Source organism: Hyphomicrobium sp. 99 (assembly GCF_000384335.2).
Lineage (GTDB): Bacteria > Pseudomonadota > Alphaproteobacteria > Rhizobiales > Hyphomicrobiaceae > Hyphomicrobium_B.
In genome coordinates this window covers 1,157,930-1,180,435 of sequence record NZ_KQ031382.1, presented here as the reverse complement: position 1 = coordinate 1,180,435, position 22,506 = coordinate 1,157,930, and the positions used below count along the sequence as shown (strand labels likewise).

Here is a 22,506-nt window from a genome sequence, read left to right as displayed (position 1 = left end):
TTAAGTGAGCGTGAATGGCAGATTGATGCGCAGAACACCCACCGCACTACTGGCGTTTGCCTGAGGAGAACGGGGCGAGTGGCCCGCGCGCTGCTTGCCAGACCGTATCGGCGATGGCGGTAAAGCCATTGCCATAGTCATTGGCAGCCTGCTGCCAGAACTGCGCATAGGCCTGGTAGACGTCGTTCACTGTCTTGCAGTTTGCGAGTTGCTGTGGGAAAGCGGCGTCCTTTGCCATGCGGTCGCCGACGAACCGGAGCCAGCGGTCCGCGATTTCCTCGGTTGCGTGCTGGGCATCTGAATTCCACGCTCCGAATTTCCCGGCCATTGGATTCCACGCTGTTAGTAAGGGAAAAATGGCAGCCCCAGAGACCGTCTCTGACGTCGCCTTGTATCCTGAATTTTGTTGACGATCGGACATATCCGTAACTCCTACGCTACAATCGGACCCCTCCCTCCCATCACCTTCGTTCGCCCGTCTTCTTCTGCTTGAGGGAAATCAACAACGATCACCCCAACAATCTTAACGCTGATAAACGTAGGTTCCCGGCGCATTTTCGAGGGGTTCCAGTCCATCACGCGGTGCGCCCATTGATGGGGGCGCAGACTTTTTAGATGAACGCTCGGCGACCCAATCCGTCCACGCCGGCCACCAGGAGCCTTCGAATTTCGGCGCATTGGCCTGCCACTCGTCGGGGCTTTCGAATCTATCGGTTTCAAACTCGGTCGCCATCTGGTAGCTGCGCCCCGGTGATCCCGGAGGTGACACGACGCCAGCATTGTGTCCTCCGCTGGTCAGCACGAATGTAACGTCCGAATCGCTCAGAATGTTGAACTTGTAGACCGATCGCCACGGCGCCACGTGATCGGTCTCGGTTCCGAGCGCGAAAATCGGCATGTGAAGATCGGTGAGCGCAATCGCCCGGCCATCGACCGTATAACGTCCTTCAGCGAGGTCGTTGTTGAGAAAAAGGGAACGCAGATAGTCCGAATGCATGCGGTAGGGCATGCGAGTCGCATCCGCGTTCCAAGCCAACAGATCGAATACAGGCTGGCGTTCGCCGAGGAGGTAGCGGTTGATGACATGCGACCAGATGAGATCGTTCGAGCGCAGAAGCTGGAAAGCCCCTGCCATCTGAGTGCTATCGAGGAACCCCTGCTGCTGCATCATGTCTTCGAGAAATGAAATCTGGCTCTCGTCGATGAATAACGTCAGCTCTCCGGCTTCCCTGAAGTCCGCTTGAGCAGCAAGAAACGTCACGGTTTTGAGACGATCATCATTATCGAGCGCCATGGCCGCCGCGGCCGTAGCCAGCAGCGTTCCGCCGAGGCAGTAGCCGGCGGCGTGAATTTTCTCTCCTCGGGCAACTTTGCTGACCGCGTCGATCGCGGCCATCACGCCAAGACGGCGATAATCTTCAAAGCTCGTATCGCGATCCTCTTCCCCCGGGTTGCGCCAGGAAACCATGAACACGGTGAAGCCTTGGCCCGTGAGATACTTTACCAATGAGTTTTCCGGCCTGAGATCCAGAATGTAGAATTTCATGATCCAGGCGGGAATGATGAGTATTGGCTCGGGATGCACGTCCGGCGTCGTCGGCGCGTATTGGATGAGCTCGATCAAATGATTCCGAAAGATGACTTTTCCGGGCGTCACAGCGACGGTCTCACCGACCTTGAAATTTTCTACGCCTTCCGGCCCCTCTCGGTTACGAAGCCGTTCCAGATCTTCGAGAAAATTCCATAGGCCGCGAACAAGATTGAATCCGGCTTCTGCCTGAGTACGGACGAGAACATCCGGGTTGGTCAGCGGAAAATTCGTCGGGGCAAAGACGTCGAGCGTCTGCCTCATAATAAAGTCGAGACGCTCGGCATTCTGCTTCTCTACGCCGCGTACTCCGGTAACCGCGGAATGCCACCACTCTTCCCAGAGAAGAAACGATTGGCCATAAACGTTGAAGGGGAACTCCTTCCAGCGCTCGGAACGAAACCGCTTGTCGGTCAAACGCGGCAGAATGCACGGAGCTGCATCGGGACCGGCCAATGCCGCAGTTTTTGTGAAGTCCGCCAGCCGGGTCCATTGATGGACGGCTTCACCAAAAAGCTCGAGTTGACGTCCCGGAGACGATGCCAAGTGAATGGCCCAATCGAAGTAAGCATTGGCGCACGCTGCGGGAGACACACCGGCAGTCGTCCGCGCAAGCAGATAGTGCAAATAGCGGTCCAGATTATGATAGAATTCATCATGATCGTGCGTACGCACCCGTTCCGCGGCGCCACTCTCAGATGTAGTCTCGCGCCCGCTTGCGAGAACACGACCTGAATTGGGGCTCAGCTTTGGCGCGCCGTCCTTCACCTTGGTCAACACGGCATCTTCTCCAAACTGCTCCGCAATTAGCTTATCGAATAGGGACGCCCAGCGCCAATGGAATTGACCCATGTCAAAAAGGGTTAGTCGGCGGGGCGTAAAGGGTTGATCCTGATCAGCCCCTGGTTGATCGTACCGGCTAAGACGTCCTCGGCGGAACGTGCAACTAGCGAAGGAACGGGATGACCATACGCAACCTCACGCACCTCATGGCTCCAAAATCAGTCGCATTGATTGGCGCCAGTTCGAAGCCAGGCTCGGTGGGGCTCACGGTGATGCGCAACCTCTCGACAGGAAAGTTTGCTGGCGACATCCGCCTGGTTAATCCAAATCACTCCGAGGTCGAGGGCCGCCACTGCTACGGCTCGGTCAATGACCTTCCCGAGGCGCCGGACCTCGCAGTCGTCGCGGCCCCGCCTGCCGCAGTGCCTGGCATAATCGCCGACCTCGGCCGCAAAGGAACACGCGCCGCTGTCGTTTTGACAGCAGGTCTCGGCCCAAGGTCGAAAGAGATGCTCGAGGTCGCTCGTCCCTATTGTATGCGCATCCTGGGACCGAACTGCATCGGACTTATGGTTCCACAGATAGGCCTCAATGCGAGCTTCGCACATCGCGCTCCGCTGGTGGGAGATCTTTCTTTCGTATCGCAATCCGGCGCGCTGATTACTGCGGTTATCGACTGGGCGGCGGCTCGTCACATCGGCTTCTCGCACGTGGTGTCCCTCGGAGAAATGGCAGACATCGACCTTGGCGATATGCTCGACTATCTTGCGACCGACCGGTCTAGCCGCGCTATTCTGCTCTACGTCGAAGCCGTTACGCACGCGCCGAAGTTTCTCTCTGCCGCGCGCCGTGCCGCAAGGTTGAAGCCGGTCGTCGTCGTCAAGAGCGGGCGCCACACTGGCGGAGCCCGCGCCGCTCTTTCGCACACGGGCGCGTTGGCTGGCTCAGATGCCGCCTATGACGCTGCGTTCCGCCGTTCGGGTTTGCTCCGGGTCAGGACGCTCGATGAACTTTTTGCGGCCGCCGAAATCCTCGCCCACGCACCAAAACTCGCCGGAGAACGACTGGCAATCCTGACGAACGGCGGCGGAGCCGGCGTTCTCGCAGCCGACGAATTGCAAGATGCCAAGGGCGTCCTGGCGAAGCTCGATACGAAAACGATAGCGGCGCTCGACAAGGTGCTTCCGGCAACGTGGTCGCACGGCAATCCTGTCGACATCATCGGCGACGCCACTGCGAAGCGGTACACCGATGCGCTTCACGAGCTTCTCCAAGATCCGCAGTCCGATGCCGTCCTTGTCCTGAACTGTCCAACCGCGATCACACCGGCGCGTGACGCAGCGACTGCCGTAATCGAAGAAATAAATCTCAATCGCCGTGACAGCGGCCGGCCGACAAAGCCTGTCATCACGTGCTGGCTCGGAGAGGCGGTTGCAAAGGAACCGCGCGAGCTATTCACAGCAAACAATATCCCGACATTCGCGACGACGTCGGAAGCAGTTACCGGTTTCATGCAGTTGGTCGACTATGCGCGAGCCCAAACCGAGTTGATGCAGACGCCGCCCGTTGCCGCAGAAGAGCGGAGGTACCACGCGGAAGACGCGGCTAAGGAAATTCAACGCATACTCAAAGCCGGACGCACGGTCGCGTCAGCACTCGAAACGAAGACGATCCTGGCAGCCTACGGCATCCCAACCAACAGGGCCGTGCTCGCGAGGGACACCGTCGAGGTTCGAAACATCGCCTCTGAGGTACTGAAGCAGGCGCAGGCATGCGCGCTCAAGATCGCCTCGCCCGATATCTCGCACAAATCCGATGTCGGGGGTGTACGCCTCGGTTTGGAGAGCGCCGCATCCGCGGAACAGGCGGCCGTGGAAATGCTGGCGCACATCAAGTCCAAGCTACCGGACGCGCACATCGATGGATTTACCGTTGAACCCATGATCAGCAGGCCAAATGCGCTCGAAATCATCGTCGGGATGAACGTCGACCAGACATTCGGCCCGATGATGCTGTTCGGCGCCGGTGGCGTCGCTGTCGAAGTCATTGCCGACAGTGCGCTCGCGTTGCCGCCGCTCGACAATCTCCTCGCCCGCCAGATGATAGCCGAGACCCGCATCTCGCGCTTGATGGCCGGATATCGAGACCGGCCTGCATCTGACGTCGACGCCGTTGCTGATGTGTTGGTACGCGTGAGCGATCTCATTATCCGTCACCCCGAAATCCGCGAATTGGATATCAATCCGCTGTTGGTCGACGAGAACGGCGTGATCGCGATCGACGCCCGTCTGAAGCTCGCTGATGAGCACATCAACCCAAGACAGGAACTCGCAATCCGACCCTATCCCTCAGGGTTGCAAAAAACGATCACCGTGGATGGCATTGGCGAGATTACGCTGCGGCCGGTCCGGCCAGATGACGAACCGCGCTACGGACCATTCTTCGCGCGCATATCACCGGACGATATCCGGCTGCGTTTCTTTACGGGCCGGCGCGCGTTTCCGCATACGTTCTTAGCCACGCTGACACAGATCGACTACGCGAGAGAAATGGCATTTGTCGCGATCAAGAAGGACTCCGGCGAACTGCTCGGTGTGTCACGCCTCATTCTGGAACCTGACCGGACCCGAGGTGAATTCGGTGTACTCATCAGATCCGACCTGCACAGCCACGGTCTTGGCCGGCACCTCATGAACGCGCTGCTGAGCTACGCGCGTTCCGAAGGAGTGGCGGAGGTGTTTGGACTTGTGCACATCGAGAACCGGCAGATGCTCACGATGGCAGATGATCTCGGCTTCGAGTTGCACATCGTCCCGGAGGATCCGTCTATCCGCGAAGTCGTGTGGCATCCGCAAAGCATCGCAGCTCACGCGAGCCCGTCTCAACCGCCACAAACCAGCGCCGCAGAATAATCTCGTCACGCGCTCATCTCTAGCGCTTCTCGTTCTTGACGGTGACCGCCAAATAAAGAGCAATGGCGTTCGAGAAATCGATATTCATTTCTCTGTTTCGGCTAATTCGGTCTTCGCGGATTGTGCAGCCCTAAAATTTCGAAGGAGCGTTACCAGCAGCGGCACGACGACCGCGGAAACCAGTGCTTCACCCATTGTAAAGACAGAAGCATCAGGCCGGCCGGGCATCGGAGAAACACCCTGCTCCAATGCCTGTATTGCCGATTTTCGCATGTCGAGCGCGAAGGAGAATTCGCGGCCAGGGTTGAGCAATACGGCAATTGCAAAAACCGAAAGTGCCAGGAACACGTTGACGGCGCCCAGGACAGCCACGGCTCCGACAGGACCTAAAGATGGCTCAAGAAGCCAAAACGAAGCAAGTTCCAACAATCCAAGGCCGCAAATCGCGATAAACGCGGAGAGCGCGTAAAGCGCGGACTTTTTCAAGATATAACGCGCATAACTATTTACAACGACGGCGTCCGCAGACGACAGTCTATCGATATCCTGAGTGAGACTTTGCAAGTTCACGGGTCACAGACCTTCGATTTTGGGAATAAACACCGCACGCGCCCTCTTCCCTTTAAAAGATAGGCCACGGGGACACTAGAGCCTCAATGCATGTAAGCCTCGATAACCTTAAGCTATCTTCTGGCGTTGCGGCGAGACAGCCACGTGCTTCAGCGCTTCGGCGCCCGCAAGATAAAGCAGGGTCACGCAGGTAATCGCGGCGAGAATTGAGGGCGGCAGAGGAACGAAGCCGACGACACCGCCCAGCGGCGTCAACGCCACGATGAGCGCAACGGTCAGCGCCCCAAGCGACGTGCCGACGAGGACTGGATGGGGCCGGCTCGCCCAAAACGGCTGCGCCGTACGGATGATGAAGATGACAAGGATCTGCGTCGCGATCGACTCGACGAACCACGCCGTCCGAAATTCCGCAACGGTCACATTAAAGCCAATTCGCAACAGCGCAAAAGTCGCCGCGTCGAATACAGATGACAGAAGGCCCATGATCAGAGTGAAGCGAAGCACGGCATTCATATCCCAGGTCTTCGGCCGGGCCAGATCCTCTGCGTCGGCGGAATCGAAGGGGATACCGATTTCGGACAAGTCATAGATTAGATTGTTGAGAAGGATCTGCAGTGACGCCAGTGGCAGAAACGGCAAGACCAGCGAGGCGAGCGCCATCGACACCATGTTGCCGAAGTTCGAACTCGTCCCCATGCGGACATATTTCATGATGTTGGCGTACGTGCGCCGGCCTTCAGCTACGCCGTCCCCAAGAACGCCGAGGTCGGGCGCAAGCAGGATGATGTCGGCAGCTTCGCGCGCCACTTCCGTTCCGCCTTCGACGGAAAGTCCGACGTCGGCCGCATGAATGGCGGGCGCGTCATTAATTCCGTCGCCGAGGAATCCAACCGTGTGGCCGCTGGAACGTAGGGCCTGGACGATACGGCTCTTCTGATCCGGCGAGACCCGAACGAATAGGTCGACTTCATTCACCCTAGAGATCAGCGCAGCTTGGCTCAGGCTCGCTATCTCCTCGCCCGCGATCATGCCGCGAGCCGGAAGCTTAAGCGTTTCGACGAGATGCTGGACAACGGGCGCTGCATCGCCCGAGACGACCTTCACACGTACGCCTGCCTCTGCGAGACGAGCAACGGTCTTCGTCGCCGACAACTTGGGCGGATCGAGGAAAGCGGCACATCCGACGAATATGAGATCGGCCTCATCGGCGAGATCAATATGATCGCGATCCGCCGCTATCGGGCGCCGCGCCACGCCAAGCAGACGGACACCCTCTCGGCCCTTGGCCTCCATGAGGTCGATGAGTTTCGCCTTCAACGCGGCGTCGAGCGGAACGAGCGTATCTTCTGCAATCTCCGCCTGGCTGCACAGCGAGAGGAGAGACTCGGGGGCGCCCTTCGTGATCATCTCATGTTCGTTGCCGCGCGCGATCAAGATCGAGCATCGGCGGCGGTTGAAGTCGAACGGCAGGTCGTCGACGTGGCGCCAGTCTTGGACGGAAGCACACGCGCCGGACAAGAGAGCATCGTCCATAGCGCTGCGCATGCCGCTCGCGAAGTGACTGTTCAGCTGTGCCAACTCGGTGACACGATTGTTTTCAACGCCGTCGATGCCAAAGCTGCCAGCATGCGCGATCTTCGCCTCCGTCAGCGTGCCGGTCTTATCAGTGCAGAGGATATCCATCGCGCCGAGATCGTGAATAGCTGACAGCCGCTTGACGACGACCTTGCGCTCGGCCATCCGCATCGCCCCGCGCGAGAGCGTGACAGTCATCACCATAGGAAGAAGTTCGGGCGTCAGACCAACGGCCAGCGCTACAGCGAACAAAAAGCTTTCGAGGGAGAGCGCGTGATGGACGAGCTGGGTGAGCAGCACAAAGAGGACGAGAAAGCCCGTGAGACGCAGGATTAGCATGCCCAGTGCATGAACGCCGTGCTCGAACGCCGTCGGCGCCGCCTGCGCTTGGATTGAAGCCGCGATCGCGCCGAAGCGTGTAGCCCCGCCCGTCGCCACCACGAGCATGACCGCTTCGCCGCCGACGAGGCTGGTGCCTCCAAACAGCGCATTGAAGGCGTCCGCGGGCGAGATGCCCTCGCATGGTCCAATCCGTTTCTCGACCGGATAAGGTTCTCCTGTCAGAACAGCTTCGTTGGCGAGTGCTGCCCGGCTTTCGATCACGATACCGTCCGCGGGCACAAAATCGCCGGCGTGAAGTTCAATCACATCGCCAGGGACGATATCTGCAACCGGCAGTTCAAGGGCACGTCCGTCGCGACGGACGGAGGCCCGGACGGCAACTGAACGCTTCAGCGCGTCGACTGCGGTTTCCGCCTTCTGCTCCTGCACCATGTCGAGAGTGACGGAAAACAAGACGATAACTACGATGATGGCGAAGCTCTGCCAGTCCCCTATTGCACCCGAAATCGCGCCGGCAATGAGCAGAATTGCGATCAGCGGCTCGGCTAGTCGCCTCACGATCTTGAGGACGAGGCTCCGTCGTACGCTGGCGACCGCGATATTTGCGCCATAGCGCGCGAGCCGCTCTTCGGCCTCTGCCGAGGTTAGGCCTTCAGGCCGGGCCCCAAGCGCGCGGAGAATGTCATCGTTGCGAGATGTCCAAAATCTCGGCCGATCGCCTTTGTCTTCGTCCTGAAGTAACCGCTCATGCCTCACGCCCGTTGCTCCGTCCAGCTCTCTTCGCCAGCGCACAATAGCTGCTGGCGGTGCGGCTCAATTGATCCATGGCAATCATCCGTGAGCCGGTCAACAAGAGAGATGCCCAGACGAGTAGGGTAATAATGGGCGCGTATTTCCGATGAAACTCCCCCCGACTTTGCGCTCGAAGATACGCGGATCGAATCCTGCTTCCTTAATTCGGATCAATTGGTTGTCAGAATAGCTTCTGGCATGATCCTGCCATTCGAAGTGCATTTCATCCCCATACGCTGCCTTTGTTCCACGGGATGCGGGTTGTCTGCTTGTCATCTGTGAATGCTTGTTCCTCTCCATGATTTGTCTCCTTATTAGAGAGACAAACATGCATGCACCCCTAGGGCGCGAGGCGCCGATCCGATGCCTGGATTCAGCCCTGCATCTTCGGGCGGATGGTTATCAGCCGACGGTTTTGACCCAAAGCGGACTTCCCGGAGCATCGTGCTTTTGTAATCGGCTGTTTGCACCGGCGAAATCGAATCGGTATCGGACCGCCCGATCGGCAGGCACAATGATCAATCATCGATCTAGGTTGAGGGGCTGAGCAGGGATTGGTGACCGCCTCGGCGAAAAATTGCCATTGCGATAACGGGGCCGCTTTGCTTTATCTGTTAGGAAACATCATTCACTCGTAAGATCGATCGCCGAGCTACTCGCCGAGCTACTGGGGTTAGGGAAACAGACCGGGAATCCTGTTTGCACAATGACATTGAGTTCCGTTCGGTCACCAAGAACTATGGTGCCGTGACGGCGGTTTCGGATGTCGATCTTCAAGTGCCGAAGGGGGCCTTTCTCGCGCTCCTCGGCCCTTCAGGCTGTGGGAAGACGACGTGCCTGCGAATGATCGGGGGCTTCGAGCAGCCGACCTCCGGCACCGTTTTGATCAGCGGACGGGAAATGAACGGCATCGCGCCGTACCGCCGTCCCGTCAACATGGTGTTCCAGCACTACGCTTTGTTTCCGCACCTCAATGTCGAGCAGAACGTCGCCTACGGCTTGCGGCAGATGCGGCCCCGCATCGAGGCCTCCGAGATCGCGCGCAAGGCAACCCAGGCGCTGGAAATGGTGCGCCTAGGCGGCTTCGCGCAGCGACGCATTCATGAGCTGTCCGGCGGACAGCAGCAGCGGGTCGCACTGGCGCGGGCCATTGTGAACAAGCCGGCCGTTCTCCTGCTCGACGAACCGCTTGCGGCGCTCGACAGAAAGCTAAGAGCAGCCATGCAGATCGAGTTGCAGACGCTGCAGCGCGAACTCGGCATCACCTTCGTGCTGGTCACGCACGACCAGGAGGAAGCCTTGTCGATGGCGGACGTCGTTTGCGTGATGAACGCTGGCCGCATCAGTCAGCTCGGCACCCCGCAGGACGTCTACGATCACCCGGCCGACCTGTTCGTGGCGGACTTCGTGGGAAAGACGAACCGCGTCACCGCGTTACTGGAAGCCGACGGCCGGACCTTACGGCTCGCCGATGGATCGGCAATCAACGTCGGTGAGCGGCGCGGCCTGACTGCCGGTGAGGCGATCCTGGCTATTCGCCCTGAAGCCATTCGCGTCGATCGCCATGCCAAGCCCGGCGCCACCGGGTTCCAGGGCACCGTGACAAACCGGATATTCCTCGGGTCGACCGCGGAGTATTCGGTTGCCGTTCCGGGCCTCGGCGACTTCCTGATTACGTCCGACCGCCGCAACCTTCACGAAAGCGAACTCGTCGAGCCGGGGCAGACGGTCTTCCTCGGTTTCGATCCCACCACCGCTCATCTCTTTCCGGTTTCAAGCGCCGCCTGACCATAGGGGAACCACGCACATGACCAAGAAGCACAGGGAAAATCTGCCGATCTCGCCTGACGACTTCATGCACGAGTTCATGCGTTTCAAGCGTGGCTCCGTGACCCGGCGCCACTTTCTGGGCGTCACTGGTCTCGGGTTGGCGACAGCGGTGATGTCACGCATTCCCGGCGCGTTTTCGACGGCCGCGTATGCGGCGGGAGAACTCGGCACAAAGATGTCCATCGCCACCTGGCCGAACTACCACGATCCGGCGACGTTCGAAAACTTCAAGGCGGCTACCGGCGTCGCGGTCGAGGTCAATGTCTTCGGTTCGAATGAGGAGATGTTGGCCAAGCTGCAGGCCGGCGCCACCGGCTGGTCGCTCTTCGTGCCGACCAACTACACGATTTCGACTTATCACAAGCTGGGTTTGATCGACGAACTCGACCTTTCGAAGCTGCCGAACTTCAGTGCTGCAACCGAGAACCCGCGCTTCACCAAGGAAGGGCAGATCGACGGGAAGACCTACGCCGTGCCGAAGAACTGGGGCACAACGGGCTTTGCCGTCAATACCTCCAAGATCAAGACGCCGATGAAGACCTGGAAGGATTTCTTCGAGGTTGCCCAGACCGAAGCTGATCACCGCGCGATGGTGCACGATTACCAGCTCACCACGATCGGCAGCGCATTGGTGGCGCTTGGCTTCGGCTTCAATTCGATCAAACCCGACGAGCTCGCCAAAGCGGAAGAATTGCTCATCAAGGTCAAGCCGCATCTTTTCGCGATCAACAGCGACTACCAGCCCGGCATGCGCGCGACCGATGCCTGGATGACCATGTGCTGGACCAACGACGGCGCGCAGCTCAATCGCGACGTACCGTCGATCGAATACATACTGGGTACCGACGGCGGCGAGATCTGGACCGATTACTACGCCATCCCGAAGGATGCCCCGAACAAGGCGGCAGGTTATGCGCTGCTCAATTACCTGATGGATCCGCAGAACGCGGTGAAAGAGCATATCGCCAACGGCGCTCCGACCACCGACAGCCGCGTGATCTCGCTTCTTCCCAAAGAGATCGTGTCGAACAAGATCGTCTATCCGGATGAAGCCTCGTTGACGCCACTCGAATTCGGCGCTGCCGTGACGCTGACCGACCCCGGCCGGGCCGAGCTGATGGCGCGCTTCAAGTCCGCCTGAGTGAGCCCGCAGTTGTTATCTCTGAGACCACAGTCCGGTCCTCGCCATCGCGGCGAGAACCGGACGGCCTCAGGGAAAGCACTTCCCGAAGGCACGTGATTACATGGCGGTTTCAGCCGAGAATAAGCGAAGGTTGGTGACCGCGGCGCTGGTCGGGCCCGCAGCTGTATGGCTGTTTACGTTTCTCGTGCTGCCGTTCACCGCAGTCGTCATCTTCGCATTTGGCGAGCGGGCACCGGAGGGCGGCTATCAGCCTGCTTTCACGCTTGCACAGTTTGCCAATTTGGGGGCTCGCTCGGCTGCCTTTGCCAACACGCTGACGCTGGCTCCAATCGGGGCTCTCGCTTGTCTGCTGATCGCCTATCCGGTCGCATATTATCTGGCGATCAAGGCTGATCAGAAATACCGAATGTTCCTCATCTCGCTGATCGTCATACCGTTCTGGACGAGCATGCTGGTCCGCACCTATGCCTGGATGTATCTGCTTGGCGCGCGCGGAATTCCTCATCTTCTCGAACTCGCAGGCATTGGCGACGTGCGGCTTCTGAACACGCCGGGTGCTGTGCTGCTTGGAATCGTCTATGGCTACCTGCCGCTGATGATCCTGCCGATTTACGTCAGCCTCGAAAAGCTCGACAGGCGTTTGCTGGATGCCTCGGCCGATCTTGGCGCATCGCCCCTCTCGACCTTTTTCGGAGTCACGCTGCCGTTATCGCTGCCGGGTGTCATGACGGGGGTCTCGCTGGTCACGATCCTGCTGCTCGGCGAATACCTGATCCCTCAGCTGCTCGGAGGGGGCAAGGTTTTCTTCATTGGCAACGCTTTGGTCGACCTCTTCCTGCAATCGCGCAATTGGCCTTTCGGCTCTGCCATTGCCGTCACGTTGGTTGTGGTCGTCGTCGCGGTGCTTCTGGTTGCCATGCGCATCGCATGGCGCGTATCCGGCACACGTCAGGTGGATCTGATCTGATGCGAGCGTTGGTTTTCGCCCTGTATGTGTTCCTGTACGCGCCGATCGCACTGGTGGTGCTGTTCTCCTTCAATTCGGGACGTAACGCGAGCGAGCTCGTGGGCTTCTCGACGCAATGGTATGGCCGCGCGCTCTCGAATCCTTTTCTCATGGACGCCCTTGAGACCAGTCTCATCGTCGCCTTCACCAGCGCGAGCCTTGCCGCGATTTTCGGCACCATGGCGGCGATAGGTCTGGAGCGGCTTGGGCAACGAACGAGAGCCGTCTTCGACGGCCTCCTTTCGGCAGCCATCGTCGTACCGGGCGTCGTCATTGGCATCGCCACGCTGGTGGCGCTCGTGGAGCTGTTCTCGTTTTTGAATCCTGCTATCGCCGCCGTTTGGCCCGGCACCGATCCACCGAAGCTTGGCCTCGGCTATGGCTCCATCGTCGCGGCGCATGGGTTGTTCACCATGGCCCTGGTGACGATGATCGTGAGGGCGCGCCTCGCGAGCCTCGGCCGGGACATCGTCGAGGCGTCGAGCGACCTCTATGCGACCCCGCTGACAACGTTTCGGGAGATCGTGCTTCCGCAGATCAGCCCGTCGATCGCCGCGGGATTTCTGCTCGCCTTCACGTTCTCCTTCGACGATTTCATTATCGCCTTCTTTGTCGCCGGCTCAAAAACGACGTTGCCGATTTATGTCTTCGCCTCGATCAGGCGCGGCATCACGCCCGAGATCAACGCAATCGCAACCATTGTTCTCGTCGCCTCTCTCGTCCTCATCGTCATGGCCCGCTTCCTGACGCGCGAGAAGAAGCTCAAGTCCGGCGACCAAGTTCAAAAAGCTTGAGTTGAGCCGCGGTCAGAATCTGGAGACGGGTGGCTTCGGGAATTTGGCAAACCCATTCCACTAAAGTTTCTCAGACAACCAGCTTCTTGTTCGCCCGACGGTGTCCTCTTACCGCGCCCCTCGCCGTGTGCGCTTCTCACAGGTCAAATACGAACTTCGAAAAAGGAAAGCAGAATGTCTTATTTGCGCTCCTCGATGTGAGCCTTCACATGCGGGCCTCCCTTAACAGTTTCCAATATAGTCCGCAGAGCAGACCTACATGACGAGCGAGCCCGCCGGTCGCGTCAGCGACAACGAGACCTTTCACCTCTGGGTGTTTTCAGATGCCCATGTGGCGACCGATCGGGCGGTGTCCGCTGCCATCCGCAATGGCATGGGTTTCATCCCGCCGGCGGGATATCCGGAAAGCTTAGCGAACGCATTGCGGCAGTCGGAGGAAGGTGGCGATCTCGGCGGACCTGCGTTCCGCTGGGATATCGCGCTCGATCTCGGCGACAATGCCGGTCTTTGGGATCTCCCCGACGACGAGCAAGGCAAAGAGGTCGTTCGGCAAATCGGCGTGCTCAAGCACCATCGTAGAGAGCAGATCTATCCCGTGGCAGGCAACCACGACGCCTCGCCGGGCGATGCCCCATCGAGCAAAGGCAAGCCGGACAATTGGTGGTTCCGCAAATGGATCGATCCGATTGGCGAGAGCCAGGAGACATCCGGTGTCGATCCGAGCCGCCGACCCTATGCCGTTCAAGGCACGTGGGAGCGCTATTCTTTCAAGGTCGGCAATCTCAATTTCCTGATGATGAGCGATCGCAACGACTTGCCCTATCCGGTCGGACGGCAGGAATTCGGGGGCGGTTCGCCCGCTGGAGCCGTTACGAGCGAGACGTGGGAGTGGTGGAAGCAGAAAGTCGAGGCGGCCCGCGACGAGATCGTGATCAGCTGTCACCATCACATGCTGCGCGAAACCACCGTTGCATCTGGAGACTACGAAGGCGTCTCACGCTATCCCGACGGCCGTTTCCGGCATGGTCGCTATCATGGTGTCGATGGCGTTCCGGAGGGCGCGTCGTATCTCTATTTCGTCGACGACGAGCCTAAGGCTCAGAAATTCGAACGTTACCTCGCAGAGAATCCCGGCTCGGTCGACGTCTGGCTCGGCGGCCACACGCACACGTATCCAGATGATATTGTGAGCGGACGCAGCCACGTCGAGCAGCGGTGGGGAACCAACTTCGTCAATTGCGCGCAGCTGTCGAAGTACCACTCCTTCGTCACCTGCCCACCAATGAGCAGACATTTCACTTTCACTGCCGGTTCCCGGCTCGTGCGTGTGCGGCTCTATCTGCACGATGACAGTTATGCGCCACAAGGCTGGTATCGTCCGGCCGAACGCGTGCTTGAACTCAGCAAACCGTTCGTTCCCGCGTGAGCGCGTTGGAAGCATCCGACATAACGGTTGCTGCGGCGAAGATCGCAGTCGGGAAAGCAGCCCGACTGCTAAGCATCGAAGGATTTCTTCGTTCCGGCATTCATGAGTGGATCGTAGTGATCCATTTCCACTCATGAACTTTACCAACGACCAATCCGGGTGACGCTTGGGCGCGCATCGACATTCACTCCAAGCCACATCACTCGCAGCGACCTCGGATACACCACCCGTGCCGGTTCTGCATTTGGTCGAGGGCGGTCAGCAGCCTGGCCCCACCGCAAGCCAAGATGTGACTCCGCGCCTTAGCCTCGACGGGGTTACGGTCAGCTTCGATGGCCGGCCGCACGCGGCGGTCGAGGATGTTTCACTGTCGATCGCGCCCGGTGAGTTCGTCGCTTTGCTGGGACCCAGTGGCTGCGGGAAATCCACACTTCTTAATGTCTTCGCCGGATTCCGCCCGCCCTCCAGCGGTAAAGCTTATCTTGACGGACAGCCGCTGAATGGCCCGTCGGCCAAATGCGGCGTCGTCTTTCAGAAGCATTCTCTTTTCCCCTGGATGACGGTGCTCGAGAACGTGGCCTTCGGCCCGCGACGCCTCGGACTGCCCGATCCGCGAGGTATAGCCCGCGAATTGTTGGACACCGTGGGGCTGGGCGACGTCGCCAACTCCTGGCCGTCGAGCCTGTCGGGCGGCATGCAGCAACGCGTCGGCATTGCCCGCGCCTTGGCGACACGGCCTCCCGTTCTGCTGATGGACGAGCCGTTCGGCGCGCTCGATGCGCAAACGCGCGCGCTGATGCAGGAAGAGCTTTTATCCATCTGGGACAAACTGCGCCCCACCGTCGTGTTCGTGACGCATGACATAGAGGAGGCGATCTTCCTCGCCGATCGCGTCGTCGTCATGGAGGCGCTTCCTGGCCGCATCGCGCGCGAGTTCCACATTCCATTCGACCGGCCACGCGCCCCCGAGGTCATGGACGAGCCGGCGTTCATCGAGCGACGCCGCGAGATCGCAGATATCATTCGCGTTGAAGCCCGGAAATCGTTCCGATGACCGCCACTCGTAAACTCGTTGCAAAGATCGGCTCTGCAGGAACTGCGCTCGCGCTCGGCACAGCCGGACTTGCTATCTTTCTCATCATCTGGACGTGGGCTTCGGCAAGGCTCGGCAACGCAGTGTTGCTCCCCTCACCGCTCTCGGTGTTCGAAACCTATGGCGAACTGATTTCAGATGGCTCTCTGGCTGGTGACGTGCGCGCGAGCCTTGTGCGCGTCATCGCTGGTTTTCTGATGGCGGCGAGCGTCGCCGTACCGCTCGCACTCATCCTCGCCTATTCGCGCGTCCTGCGCGGGCTCGTGATGCCGCTCATTGCCCTCATTCGCCCGATACCGCCTATCGCGTGGATCCCGCTCGCCATCCTTTGGATGGGACTTGGCGATCCGCCGAGCTATTTCATCACCTCCATCGCCGCCTTCTTCCCGATCTTCCTCAATGCCTTCGCCGGCGGCACCTCGCTGCAGCAGGAGCATGTCAATGCCGCCCGCTCGCTCGGCGCAGGTCCCGGCGCGATTCTCGTCAAGGTCATGCTGCCGTCGGCGCTGCCGATGATCGTCACGGGATTGCGGATCGGTCTCGGACAAGCCTGGATGGCCGTGGTGACGGCGGAGCTGATCGCGGCCCAATCGGGGCTCGGCTACATGATTCAAGTGAGCCGACTCGCGCTCGAAACTTCGCGCGTCCTTGTCGGCATGACGGTGATCGGCCTGCTCGGCGCACTGATGATCGGTGCGCTCGGCATCATCGAGCGGCGCCTCATCGTTCCGTGGAATTATCCTCGCTAGAAAAGGGAACTCTCAAATGTCACGATCACTGCACGGCATCGTGCGCACGCTTGCAGCCGGTTTTCTCGCCGCTGTCGCGATCCATGGAGCAGCGCTCGCCGAGGACGCGAAGATCCGCATCGGCTATCCCTCGGGCATGAACGGCCAAGTGCCAGTGGTCCTGGATAAGGCCGGACTTGCCGCGAAGCATCACCTCGCCGCCGAATTCACAGGCTTCCAATATGGTCCGCCGATGATGGAGGGCCTCGCTTCAGGGCAGCTTGACGCCGTCGTGACGAGCTTCCTGCCGCCGTTCAATCTGTCGGCAAAGCTTCCGGGATCTATCAAGTTTGTCGCCACGCTGGGTCAGTCCAGCCATTCGATCCTGGTGCCGAAGGACAGCACGGCGAAGACGCTCGCCGATCTCAAGGGTCGCAAAATCGGCCTTTCGCTCAATTCTGAATCACACCTCGATCTGATCATCTCGCTCAAAGAGCTTGGCCTTGACGATAAAACCGACTTTCAGCTCGTCAATCTGCAGCCGAACGAACTCCCTGCCGCGCTGGAGAAGGGACTCGTAGATGCGGTGCTCATCCGCCAGCCGCAGACGTTGCGCCTCGAAGAGAGCCTCGGGGCCAGAGAAATTCAGAAGTGGCCGTTCCGCTTCACGTCCATTGTCCGCACCGAGTATCTCACCGCCAATCCGGACGCTGTGAAGAACTACATCGAGGCCTTGAAGGACGCGGTTTTCTTCATTGCCACCAATTCCGATCAGGCAGCCACATGGTTCGCGGAATCGCAGCGGCTTGATCCCTCTGTCGTGAAGAAGCTGTCCGGCGAGAACCCGCTTTATGCAGCGACGAAGCGCGAGGACATCAAGATCGAAGTGGACGACGCGTTCAAGAAGCTCATCGCAGAGCGACTTGAGGCGGCGACAAAATACGGTTTGATCAAGGGCAAGATCGAGTCGTCCGTTCTTACGCAGTAAGGCGTGACGTTGGCCGCCGCCTTCGGATGGCGGCCAACGTCCGACTTCAGTTCGGGAAGCGGATGAATAGTGGCGACGTCCAGACTTTCTCGTCGTCGATCTGCCGCGCCGAGAGATAAACTGGACGGAAACCGTGCGGTCCGTTTCTCGCTTCAACCTCGATCTCACCTGAGATTTCCAAAGGCAGTTGCTCGTCCGTCAGACGCTCTAGCGCCAGGAACAGGCCCTCACCGCCGAGGTCAAGGCGCAGCTCACCCGTCTCAAACAGCTCGGCCCCGGTGACATCCCAGTTGAATGTCGGGCGATGCACGAATGCGGCGTGCGTCCTCGGATCGCCGATCTTCTGGTATTCGCCAATGGTGCCTTCGATGGCAATCGACGCGTCCGGCAATCCGCTGGCTTCGATCTCGATGATGTCCGCGTCGCCATAGGTTTCGGAATTGAAGACGATCTCTGTCGCGCCTTTGCGCCACACCGTTTCCTCGGGGTGTTCGAATCCATACGATTTGACTGAGTGAATGACGGCGTTGGTGATGGTGAGAACGCCCGACCACTTGGCAGCCCGGTAGCGGTCCTTGATGCGCGCGCCGCCCCAGCGGAAGCGGAACCGGCGGCGGCTGAAGCCAGCCTGCCGCTGCAGGTTGCGCTCCCAAATGACACCGGTGTGATCGTGGAGCGCGACGTGATCCCACGCTGCGTTGCCGAGGAGACGGTAGCTGAGCGTGACCGGTCCATGGGCGTCGAATTCATCGCCCTGAATGTGCACGCCGGACGAAAGCAAACCGACGATGCGCTCGCCGGTCGTTGCCCAGGTGTGGCGTGCGCGCAGTGCCTTTGCGATGTCGCTCCGCGTAAGTGCGGGAGAGAGAATTCCGGTCAGGCCACCCTTGACGCCAAAGACCGCGGCTCCGGGCGCGCCCCCGCCGCAGCGCCCGCGATGCTCGTCGCCGGCGGCCGAAGCGCCAAGTTTGTAACCCCGCGATATGGCGTCCTGATAGAACCACGGGAAATGTCCCCACGTAGAGCTCACCTCGATGAGCCGTTCGAGCGAGGGATCGTGCCAATCGAGATTTGCACGCCGCCCGCCGACATGTGGGATCAGAAGGTGACCCTCAGGGTCGCTCGCGTAAACGTCCCAGAGATTTTCCAGCGGCCAGACCGACGGCTCGATAGTTCCGCCCTTCATTTCCGCGTTCCATTCGAACGAGCGCGCGGACTTGCCAGTACGGTCGAAGGGGAACTCGGGCTTGTTGCCATGCAGGAAGATGACGTTGTGGTCGCCACCAGCGCAGGAGTTGCCGCACCATTCGGTGCCGGGAAAGCAGACGAATGCGCCGTCGGTATGCAGGCTGTGAATCAGGTCGACGGCGGCGTCCCAGTTCTTCTCCGTGATGTTGAAGTCGTTGGCGGTGTAGCCGAGCACATCGAGCCCGGCGACGTCGCGTCCGTACGTCAAGTTGTAGTCGGTATTGTTGATGCCGACCGTGTCCTCGGAGTGGACGTGGAGGTCGGCGAACCATGCGCGCGGCGTTGCGAGCGCTTGATCAATGCGCAGAACGGCGCGGGCTTCCGTCACGTTCGGAAGAGTAGGAATACGGGCCGTGATCTGGAGTTCTCCCTGGCCCGAAGTCTCGACCTCGAACTTGACGACAGCCCACGCTGCTCTTGGAAACTGATACGTTTTTGTTTCCTCTGCCTCTCCGTTGAGAGCGACGCCAACTTCGAGGCTTTCGCTTAAACCCAGACAAGAGTTGCCCCAGCGATCGAACGCTCGGATGCGAACCGGAGTTGTTTCTCCAGTTCCAGCGAGGCGGCGTGTCACGATAGAGAGAGACGCGGGCGGGCCTGAGACAATGTCTATCTTCGCGTCACCCGGCACGGGAGCGAATTTCGAGGTGCCGAGCGGATCGACGAATGCGCGGAATGTGAAGCCCTTTTCCTCAAACGTCTGCACGCGTGTCCCCGGCCCGCCGCCGCGCCGGTCGCCAAGGCGGATCGTGATCCGATCACCGGGGTTGAGATATCCGTCGACGATGTCGATCAAGAGGGCCTTCTGAAACGGCCGCTCGTGCCCTTTCTGGTCAAAGCTAACCTTGAGGGCCTGGACAGTGGCCGGGCCTTGTCCGGGAACGAGCGGGCCTGCCGAATACTCCGCCGAGACGTAGTTGGCGGCCGCCGGGTCGCTGGTCTGAAACAGGGCCCAGTCCGTGTAGAACTTGAAAGCAATCTTGAGCCTGGCGCCGTCCGCAATGCCGCTTTCGCCCACCGTATAGTCGAGCACGATATCCTCCCAGACGCCGGCCACAAGGCGGTCGTGAGATGAGCGAAGTGTCCCCAAAAACGGATAGCGCTTGTTGTTTTCGCGGAGCCCTAGCGGGGCGGTGCGCTGAGGAGAAGAAAAAGCCTTGTGATCCTGATCGTGTTCGTCTCGCAAGCGCGTTCCCTCGATGTTCGCGCGGCCGGAAATTGTGAGGCGCGCAGAAGGCCGCTGGAGTGTTCGGTAAGGTCTGGCGCAACCTGCCTATAGGCAGGGCAGAACGGCTTGCTAATCAACAAATTCAGAAATGCATATTCCCAAATAGGGGGATCGTTGTTGCCGGTGCCGGGACTGAAAGGGCCTGGCATGTGCCATCCCGGCGCGCTTCCGCTTCCTTCGCCTTACGGCGTCAAGACGTCCAGGGCGTCTGCTTAAATCTCTTTCTTTGGGAACTCATCAGTCGCGGCGATCGAAACCGCACGAAGCGACACCGAAACACATCGCGCGATAAGGGCTAAGGCATGCTGCCTGCCCTCTTCGCTTGGAGGGGTCGTTTTGACGATGGTGGCGCAAAATCGAAGTGCAGATTCCAAAAGTATGATTTTCTGAGCTTCTTTGCCAACGGCCGGGACTGGTTGCTGCACATGGCGACGACTTCATACTGATGTGCAAGCTTAACGATGTCGGCAGGTTGTCCGCACCAGCCACGCAGATTCTTGAAAGCCAGTTCAAGTAAGCGCGGCTCGCCCGAGAAGCGGCGTCGACGGCGATGCCATGTCGCGCGGCTCCATCGGGTGGGCGAGATATGCCATGCGACCCGCCTCAATCGCCTTAGCAAACGCGGCCGCCATGCCGACCGGGTCGCCGGCCTTTGCGACCGCTGTATTCAAAAGAATAGCATCGTACCCGAGTTCCATTGCCTGGGCTGCGTGCGAGGGCAGTCCGATCCCCGCGTCGACAATGAGTGGCGTATCCGGGAAGCGGTTTCGAAGCGCGCGCAAGCCGAACGGATTGTTCAATCCCCGGCCGGAGCCGATCGGCGCCGCGAGCGGCATCAGCACACGGCAACCGACTTCTACCAAGCGTTCAGCGACACTCAGGTCGTCGGTCGTATAGGGGAAGACCTCGAAGCCGTCCTCGCAAAGGATTCGCGCTGCTTCGACCAACTGGAAAACATTCGGTTGGAGAAGGTCGTCGTCGCCGATCACTTCGAGCTTGATCCAGTTCGTCTCGAAAACTTCCCGCGCCATATGGGCCGTCGTGACAGCTTCCTTGAGCGAATGACAACCAGCAGTGTTCGGAAGGACGCGTACGCCAAGCTCGCGGATGAGCGACCAGAAACTATGACCGGCCCTCCCGCCTCCGGCCTCACGCCGCAGCGAGACCGTGACGACTTCCGTGCCAGAGGCTCGTACGGCGTCGGCTAGAACCTTCGGCGAGGGATATTGCGCGCTGCCGAGCAAGAGGCGGCTGCTGAGCGTCGTGCCGTAAACTTCCATTCTCAGCCTCCCTGCCTCGGCGTGACGACCTCAAGCTTGTCGCCCTCCTTCAATAAAACGGAATCGCGTTGACGCGCCGACACGAAGCATCCGTTGACAGCCGTCGCTACCCGCCGCTCCCCGTATCCAATCTCGACCAAAGTCTTCGACAGCACGAGATTTTGAACTTCGCGTTTCGCGCCATTGCAAACGATCGTCATCGGTCACTCCGCAGCGGGCACGCAGTCCCGCCGCCAGTCGACATGCTCGGCGCTCTTGCAGGTCAGCCCAGCGCGGCGCGAGGTTGTTTCTGATCCTTCTGGCCACGAAGTGCTGCGCTCATCGTTGCGCCCACGAGATGTGGACTTTCCGCGATGATGACCCCCGCCCTCCCGAGAGCTGCGATCTTCGCGGCAGCCGTATCGCGGCCGTGCACCAGCAGCGCGCCGGTATTTCCCGCGCGCCGTTCGGAGGGCGCATGGCAACCGACAACCAGCGCAACGATCGGAATGCGCGGCTTTTTCTGGCGAATGAGGTCGGCGACATACTGTTCTTCGGTGCCGCCCACTTCCCCGATGAGGACGATGCCCTCCGTTTCCGGGTCGGCCAAGAACAGTTCGACGCAATCCTTCATGCTTAGGCCGTGCACGAGATCGCCGCCGACGCCGACGCTCGTCGATATGCCGAGCCCTGCTGCGGATAGTTGGGCAATCACCTCGCTCGTCAGCGATGCCGAGCGTGAAACGACACCTATGCCGCCGGGGCGCGCGTTCCCCGTTGCGATCACACCAAGCTTGCATATGCCCGGCGCAAGAATGCCTTCTGAATTCGGGCCGACAAGTCTCGTCTGCGAGCCCTTCAGGGCATGGCAGACACGGACCATGTCGAGAACGGGAACGTGCTCCGTCAGCGTGACGACTAACGGAACTTCCGCTTCGATCGCCTCGATCATGGCGGCGGCCGCCTGCATCGGCGGAGCGAAGATCATGCTGGCATTGGCGCGGGTCTGCTGAACCGCTTCCGCGACAGTATCGAAAATGGGGAGATCGAGATGCCGCTGACCGCCCTTTCCTGGCGTTACACCAGCGACGACATTCGTCCCGTACTTCATCATGGTCGCGGTCTGCTGCGTTCCGGCGCGGCCGGTCATGCCCTGGCAGATGACACGAGTTTGGCGATTGACGAGGATCGACATGAGTT

Annotated in this window: 17 protein-coding genes; 9 read left to right on the top strand and 8 right to left on the bottom strand. The window is 59.9% G+C overall.

What is annotated here, in order from left to right:
- Positions 1-46: 46 nt before the first annotated feature.
- Both G359_RS05850 and G359_RS05845 read right to left on the bottom strand, forming a co-directional pair.
- Positions 47-421 carry a phasin family protein gene (locus tag G359_RS05850; RefSeq protein ID WP_082072821.1) on the bottom strand — a complete coding sequence of 125 codons (375 nt, stop codon included), beginning with the start codon at positions 419-421 and terminating at the stop codon, positions 47-49.
- Between the two features lie 102 nt (positions 422-523).
- Positions 524-2,368, bottom strand: coding sequence for a PHA/PHB synthase family protein (locus G359_RS05845; protein WP_371199038.1), 1,845 nt, complete (start codon positions 2,366-2,368; stop codon positions 524-526).
- Between the two features lie 182 nt (positions 2,369-2,550).
- Between G359_RS05845 and G359_RS05840 the strand changes: the two genes are divergently transcribed.
- A complete protein-coding gene (locus G359_RS05840) occupies positions 2,551-5,283 on the top strand; it encodes a bifunctional acetate--CoA ligase family protein/GNAT family N-acetyltransferase (protein ID WP_045835366.1) in 2,733 nt (910 codons plus the stop codon).
- Between the two features lie 84 nt (positions 5,284-5,367).
- Here the strand turns inward: G359_RS05840 and G359_RS05835 are convergent, their stop codons facing one another.
- Together G359_RS05835 and mgtA are read right to left on the bottom strand one after the other, a co-directional pair.
- Positions 5,368-5,709 (bottom strand): hypothetical protein, encoded by a 342-nt coding sequence (locus G359_RS05835; RefSeq protein ID WP_156150681.1) that lies wholly within the window; start codon positions 5,707-5,709, stop codon positions 5,368-5,370.
- 252 nt (positions 5,710-5,961) lie between these two features.
- Positions 5,962-8,526 carry a magnesium-translocating P-type ATPase gene (gene mgtA / locus G359_RS05830; protein WP_045835364.1) on the bottom strand — a complete coding sequence of 855 codons (2,565 nt, stop codon included), beginning with the start codon at positions 8,524-8,526 and terminating at the stop codon, positions 5,962-5,964.
- Between the two features lie 735 nt (positions 8,527-9,261).
- Here mgtA and G359_RS05825 point away from each other — a divergent pair.
- From G359_RS05825 to G359_RS05790, 8 genes are all read left to right on the top strand, one after another.
- Positions 9,262-10,350 carry an ABC transporter ATP-binding protein gene (locus G359_RS05825; protein WP_045835363.1) on the top strand — a complete coding sequence of 363 codons (1,089 nt, stop codon included), beginning with the start codon at positions 9,262-9,264 and terminating at the stop codon, positions 10,348-10,350.
- A 19-nt stretch (positions 10,351-10,369) separates the two neighbouring features.
- Positions 10,370-11,533, top strand: coding sequence for an ABC transporter substrate-binding protein (locus G359_RS05820; RefSeq protein WP_045835362.1), 1,164 nt, complete (start codon positions 10,370-10,372; stop codon positions 11,531-11,533).
- A gap of 103 nt (positions 11,534-11,636) precedes the next feature.
- Positions 11,637-12,503 carry an ABC transporter permease gene (locus G359_RS05815; protein ID WP_045835361.1) on the top strand — a complete coding sequence of 289 codons (867 nt, stop codon included), beginning with the start codon at positions 11,637-11,639 and terminating at the stop codon, positions 12,501-12,503.
- Positions 12,503-13,336, top strand: a complete 834-nt coding sequence (locus G359_RS05810; protein ID WP_045835360.1) for an ABC transporter permease — start codon at positions 12,503-12,505, stop codon at positions 13,334-13,336. The genes G359_RS05815 and G359_RS05810 overlap by 1 nt, the downstream gene beginning before the upstream one ends.
- Positions 13,337-13,595: 259 nt before the next feature.
- On the top strand, positions 13,596-14,762 hold the full coding sequence (locus G359_RS05805) for a metallophosphoesterase (protein WP_052699205.1): 1,167 nt from the start codon (positions 13,596-13,598) through the stop codon (positions 14,760-14,762).
- A gap of 229 nt (positions 14,763-14,991) precedes the next feature.
- Positions 14,992-15,816 carry an ABC transporter ATP-binding protein gene (locus G359_RS05800; protein WP_245279942.1) on the top strand — a complete coding sequence of 275 codons (825 nt, stop codon included), beginning with the start codon at positions 14,992-14,994 and terminating at the stop codon, positions 15,814-15,816.
- A complete protein-coding gene (locus G359_RS05795; protein ID WP_052699204.1) occupies positions 15,813-16,604 on the top strand; it encodes an ABC transporter permease in 792 nt (263 codons plus the stop codon). The genes G359_RS05800 and G359_RS05795 overlap by 4 nt, the downstream gene beginning before the upstream one ends.
- 16 nt (positions 16,605-16,620) lie before the next feature.
- Positions 16,621-17,571, top strand: coding sequence for an ABC transporter substrate-binding protein (locus G359_RS05790; RefSeq protein ID WP_045835359.1), 951 nt, complete (start codon positions 16,621-16,623; stop codon positions 17,569-17,571).
- Between the two features lie 46 nt (positions 17,572-17,617).
- Here the strand turns inward: G359_RS05790 and G359_RS05785 are convergent, their stop codons facing one another.
- The 4 genes from G359_RS05785 to G359_RS05770 form a co-directional block, all read right to left on the bottom strand.
- Positions 17,618-20,005, bottom strand: coding sequence for a CehA/McbA family metallohydrolase domain-containing protein (locus G359_RS05785; protein WP_045835358.1), 2,388 nt, complete (start codon positions 20,003-20,005; stop codon positions 17,618-17,620).
- A gap of 551 nt (positions 20,006-20,556) precedes the next feature.
- The gene (locus tag G359_RS05780; RefSeq protein ID WP_045835357.1) at positions 20,557-21,327 is read right to left on the bottom strand and encodes a thiazole synthase; all 771 of its coding nucleotides are present in this window, start codon (positions 21,325-21,327) and stop codon (positions 20,557-20,559) included.
- A gap of 2 nt (positions 21,328-21,329) precedes the next feature.
- Positions 21,330-21,527: a sulfur carrier protein ThiS gene (thiS, locus tag G359_RS05775; protein WP_045835356.1), complete on the bottom strand. Its 198-nt coding sequence runs from the start codon at positions 21,525-21,527 to the stop codon at positions 21,330-21,332.
- A gap of 62 nt (positions 21,528-21,589) precedes the next feature.
- On the bottom strand, positions 21,590-22,501 hold the full coding sequence (locus G359_RS05770; protein ID WP_045835355.1) for a succinate--CoA ligase subunit alpha: 912 nt from the start codon (positions 22,499-22,501) through the stop codon (positions 21,590-21,592).
- Positions 22,502-22,506: the final 5 nt, after the last annotated feature.

Excerpts from the sequence above, each read along its gene's own strand:
- G359_RS05850 (WP_082072821.1), bottom strand. The coding sequence starts at position 421 with ATGTCCGATCGTCAACAAAATTCAGGATACAAGGCGACGTCAGAGACG.
- G359_RS05840 (WP_045835366.1), top strand. The coding sequence starts at position 2,551 with ATGACCATACGCAACCTCACGCACCTCATGGCTCCAAAATCAGTCGCA.
- G359_RS05820 (WP_045835362.1), top strand. The coding sequence starts at position 10,370 with ATGACCAAGAAGCACAGGGAAAATCTGCCGATCTCGCCTGACGACTTC.
- G359_RS05815 (WP_045835361.1), top strand. The coding sequence starts at position 11,637 with ATGGCGGTTTCAGCCGAGAATAAGCGAAGGTTGGTGACCGCGGCGCTG.
- G359_RS05810 (WP_045835360.1), top strand. The coding sequence starts at position 12,503 with ATGCGAGCGTTGGTTTTCGCCCTGTATGTGTTCCTGTACGCGCCGATC.
- G359_RS05805 (WP_052699205.1), top strand. The coding sequence starts at position 13,596 with ATGACGAGCGAGCCCGCCGGTCGCGTCAGCGACAACGAGACCTTTCAC.
- G359_RS05795 (WP_052699204.1), top strand. The coding sequence starts at position 15,813 with ATGACCGCCACTCGTAAACTCGTTGCAAAGATCGGCTCTGCAGGAACT.
- G359_RS05790 (WP_045835359.1), top strand. The coding sequence starts at position 16,621 with ATGTCACGATCACTGCACGGCATCGTGCGCACGCTTGCAGCCGGTTTT.
- G359_RS05780 (WP_045835357.1), bottom strand. The coding sequence starts at position 21,327 with ATGGAAGTTTACGGCACGACGCTCAGCAGCCGCCTCTTGCTCGGCAGC.
- thiS (WP_045835356.1), bottom strand. The coding sequence starts at position 21,527 with ATGACGATCGTTTGCAATGGCGCGAAACGCGAAGTTCAAAATCTCGTG.
- G359_RS05770 (WP_045835355.1), bottom strand. The coding sequence starts at position 22,501 with ATGTCGATCCTCGTCAATCGCCAAACTCGTGTCATCTGCCAGGGCATG.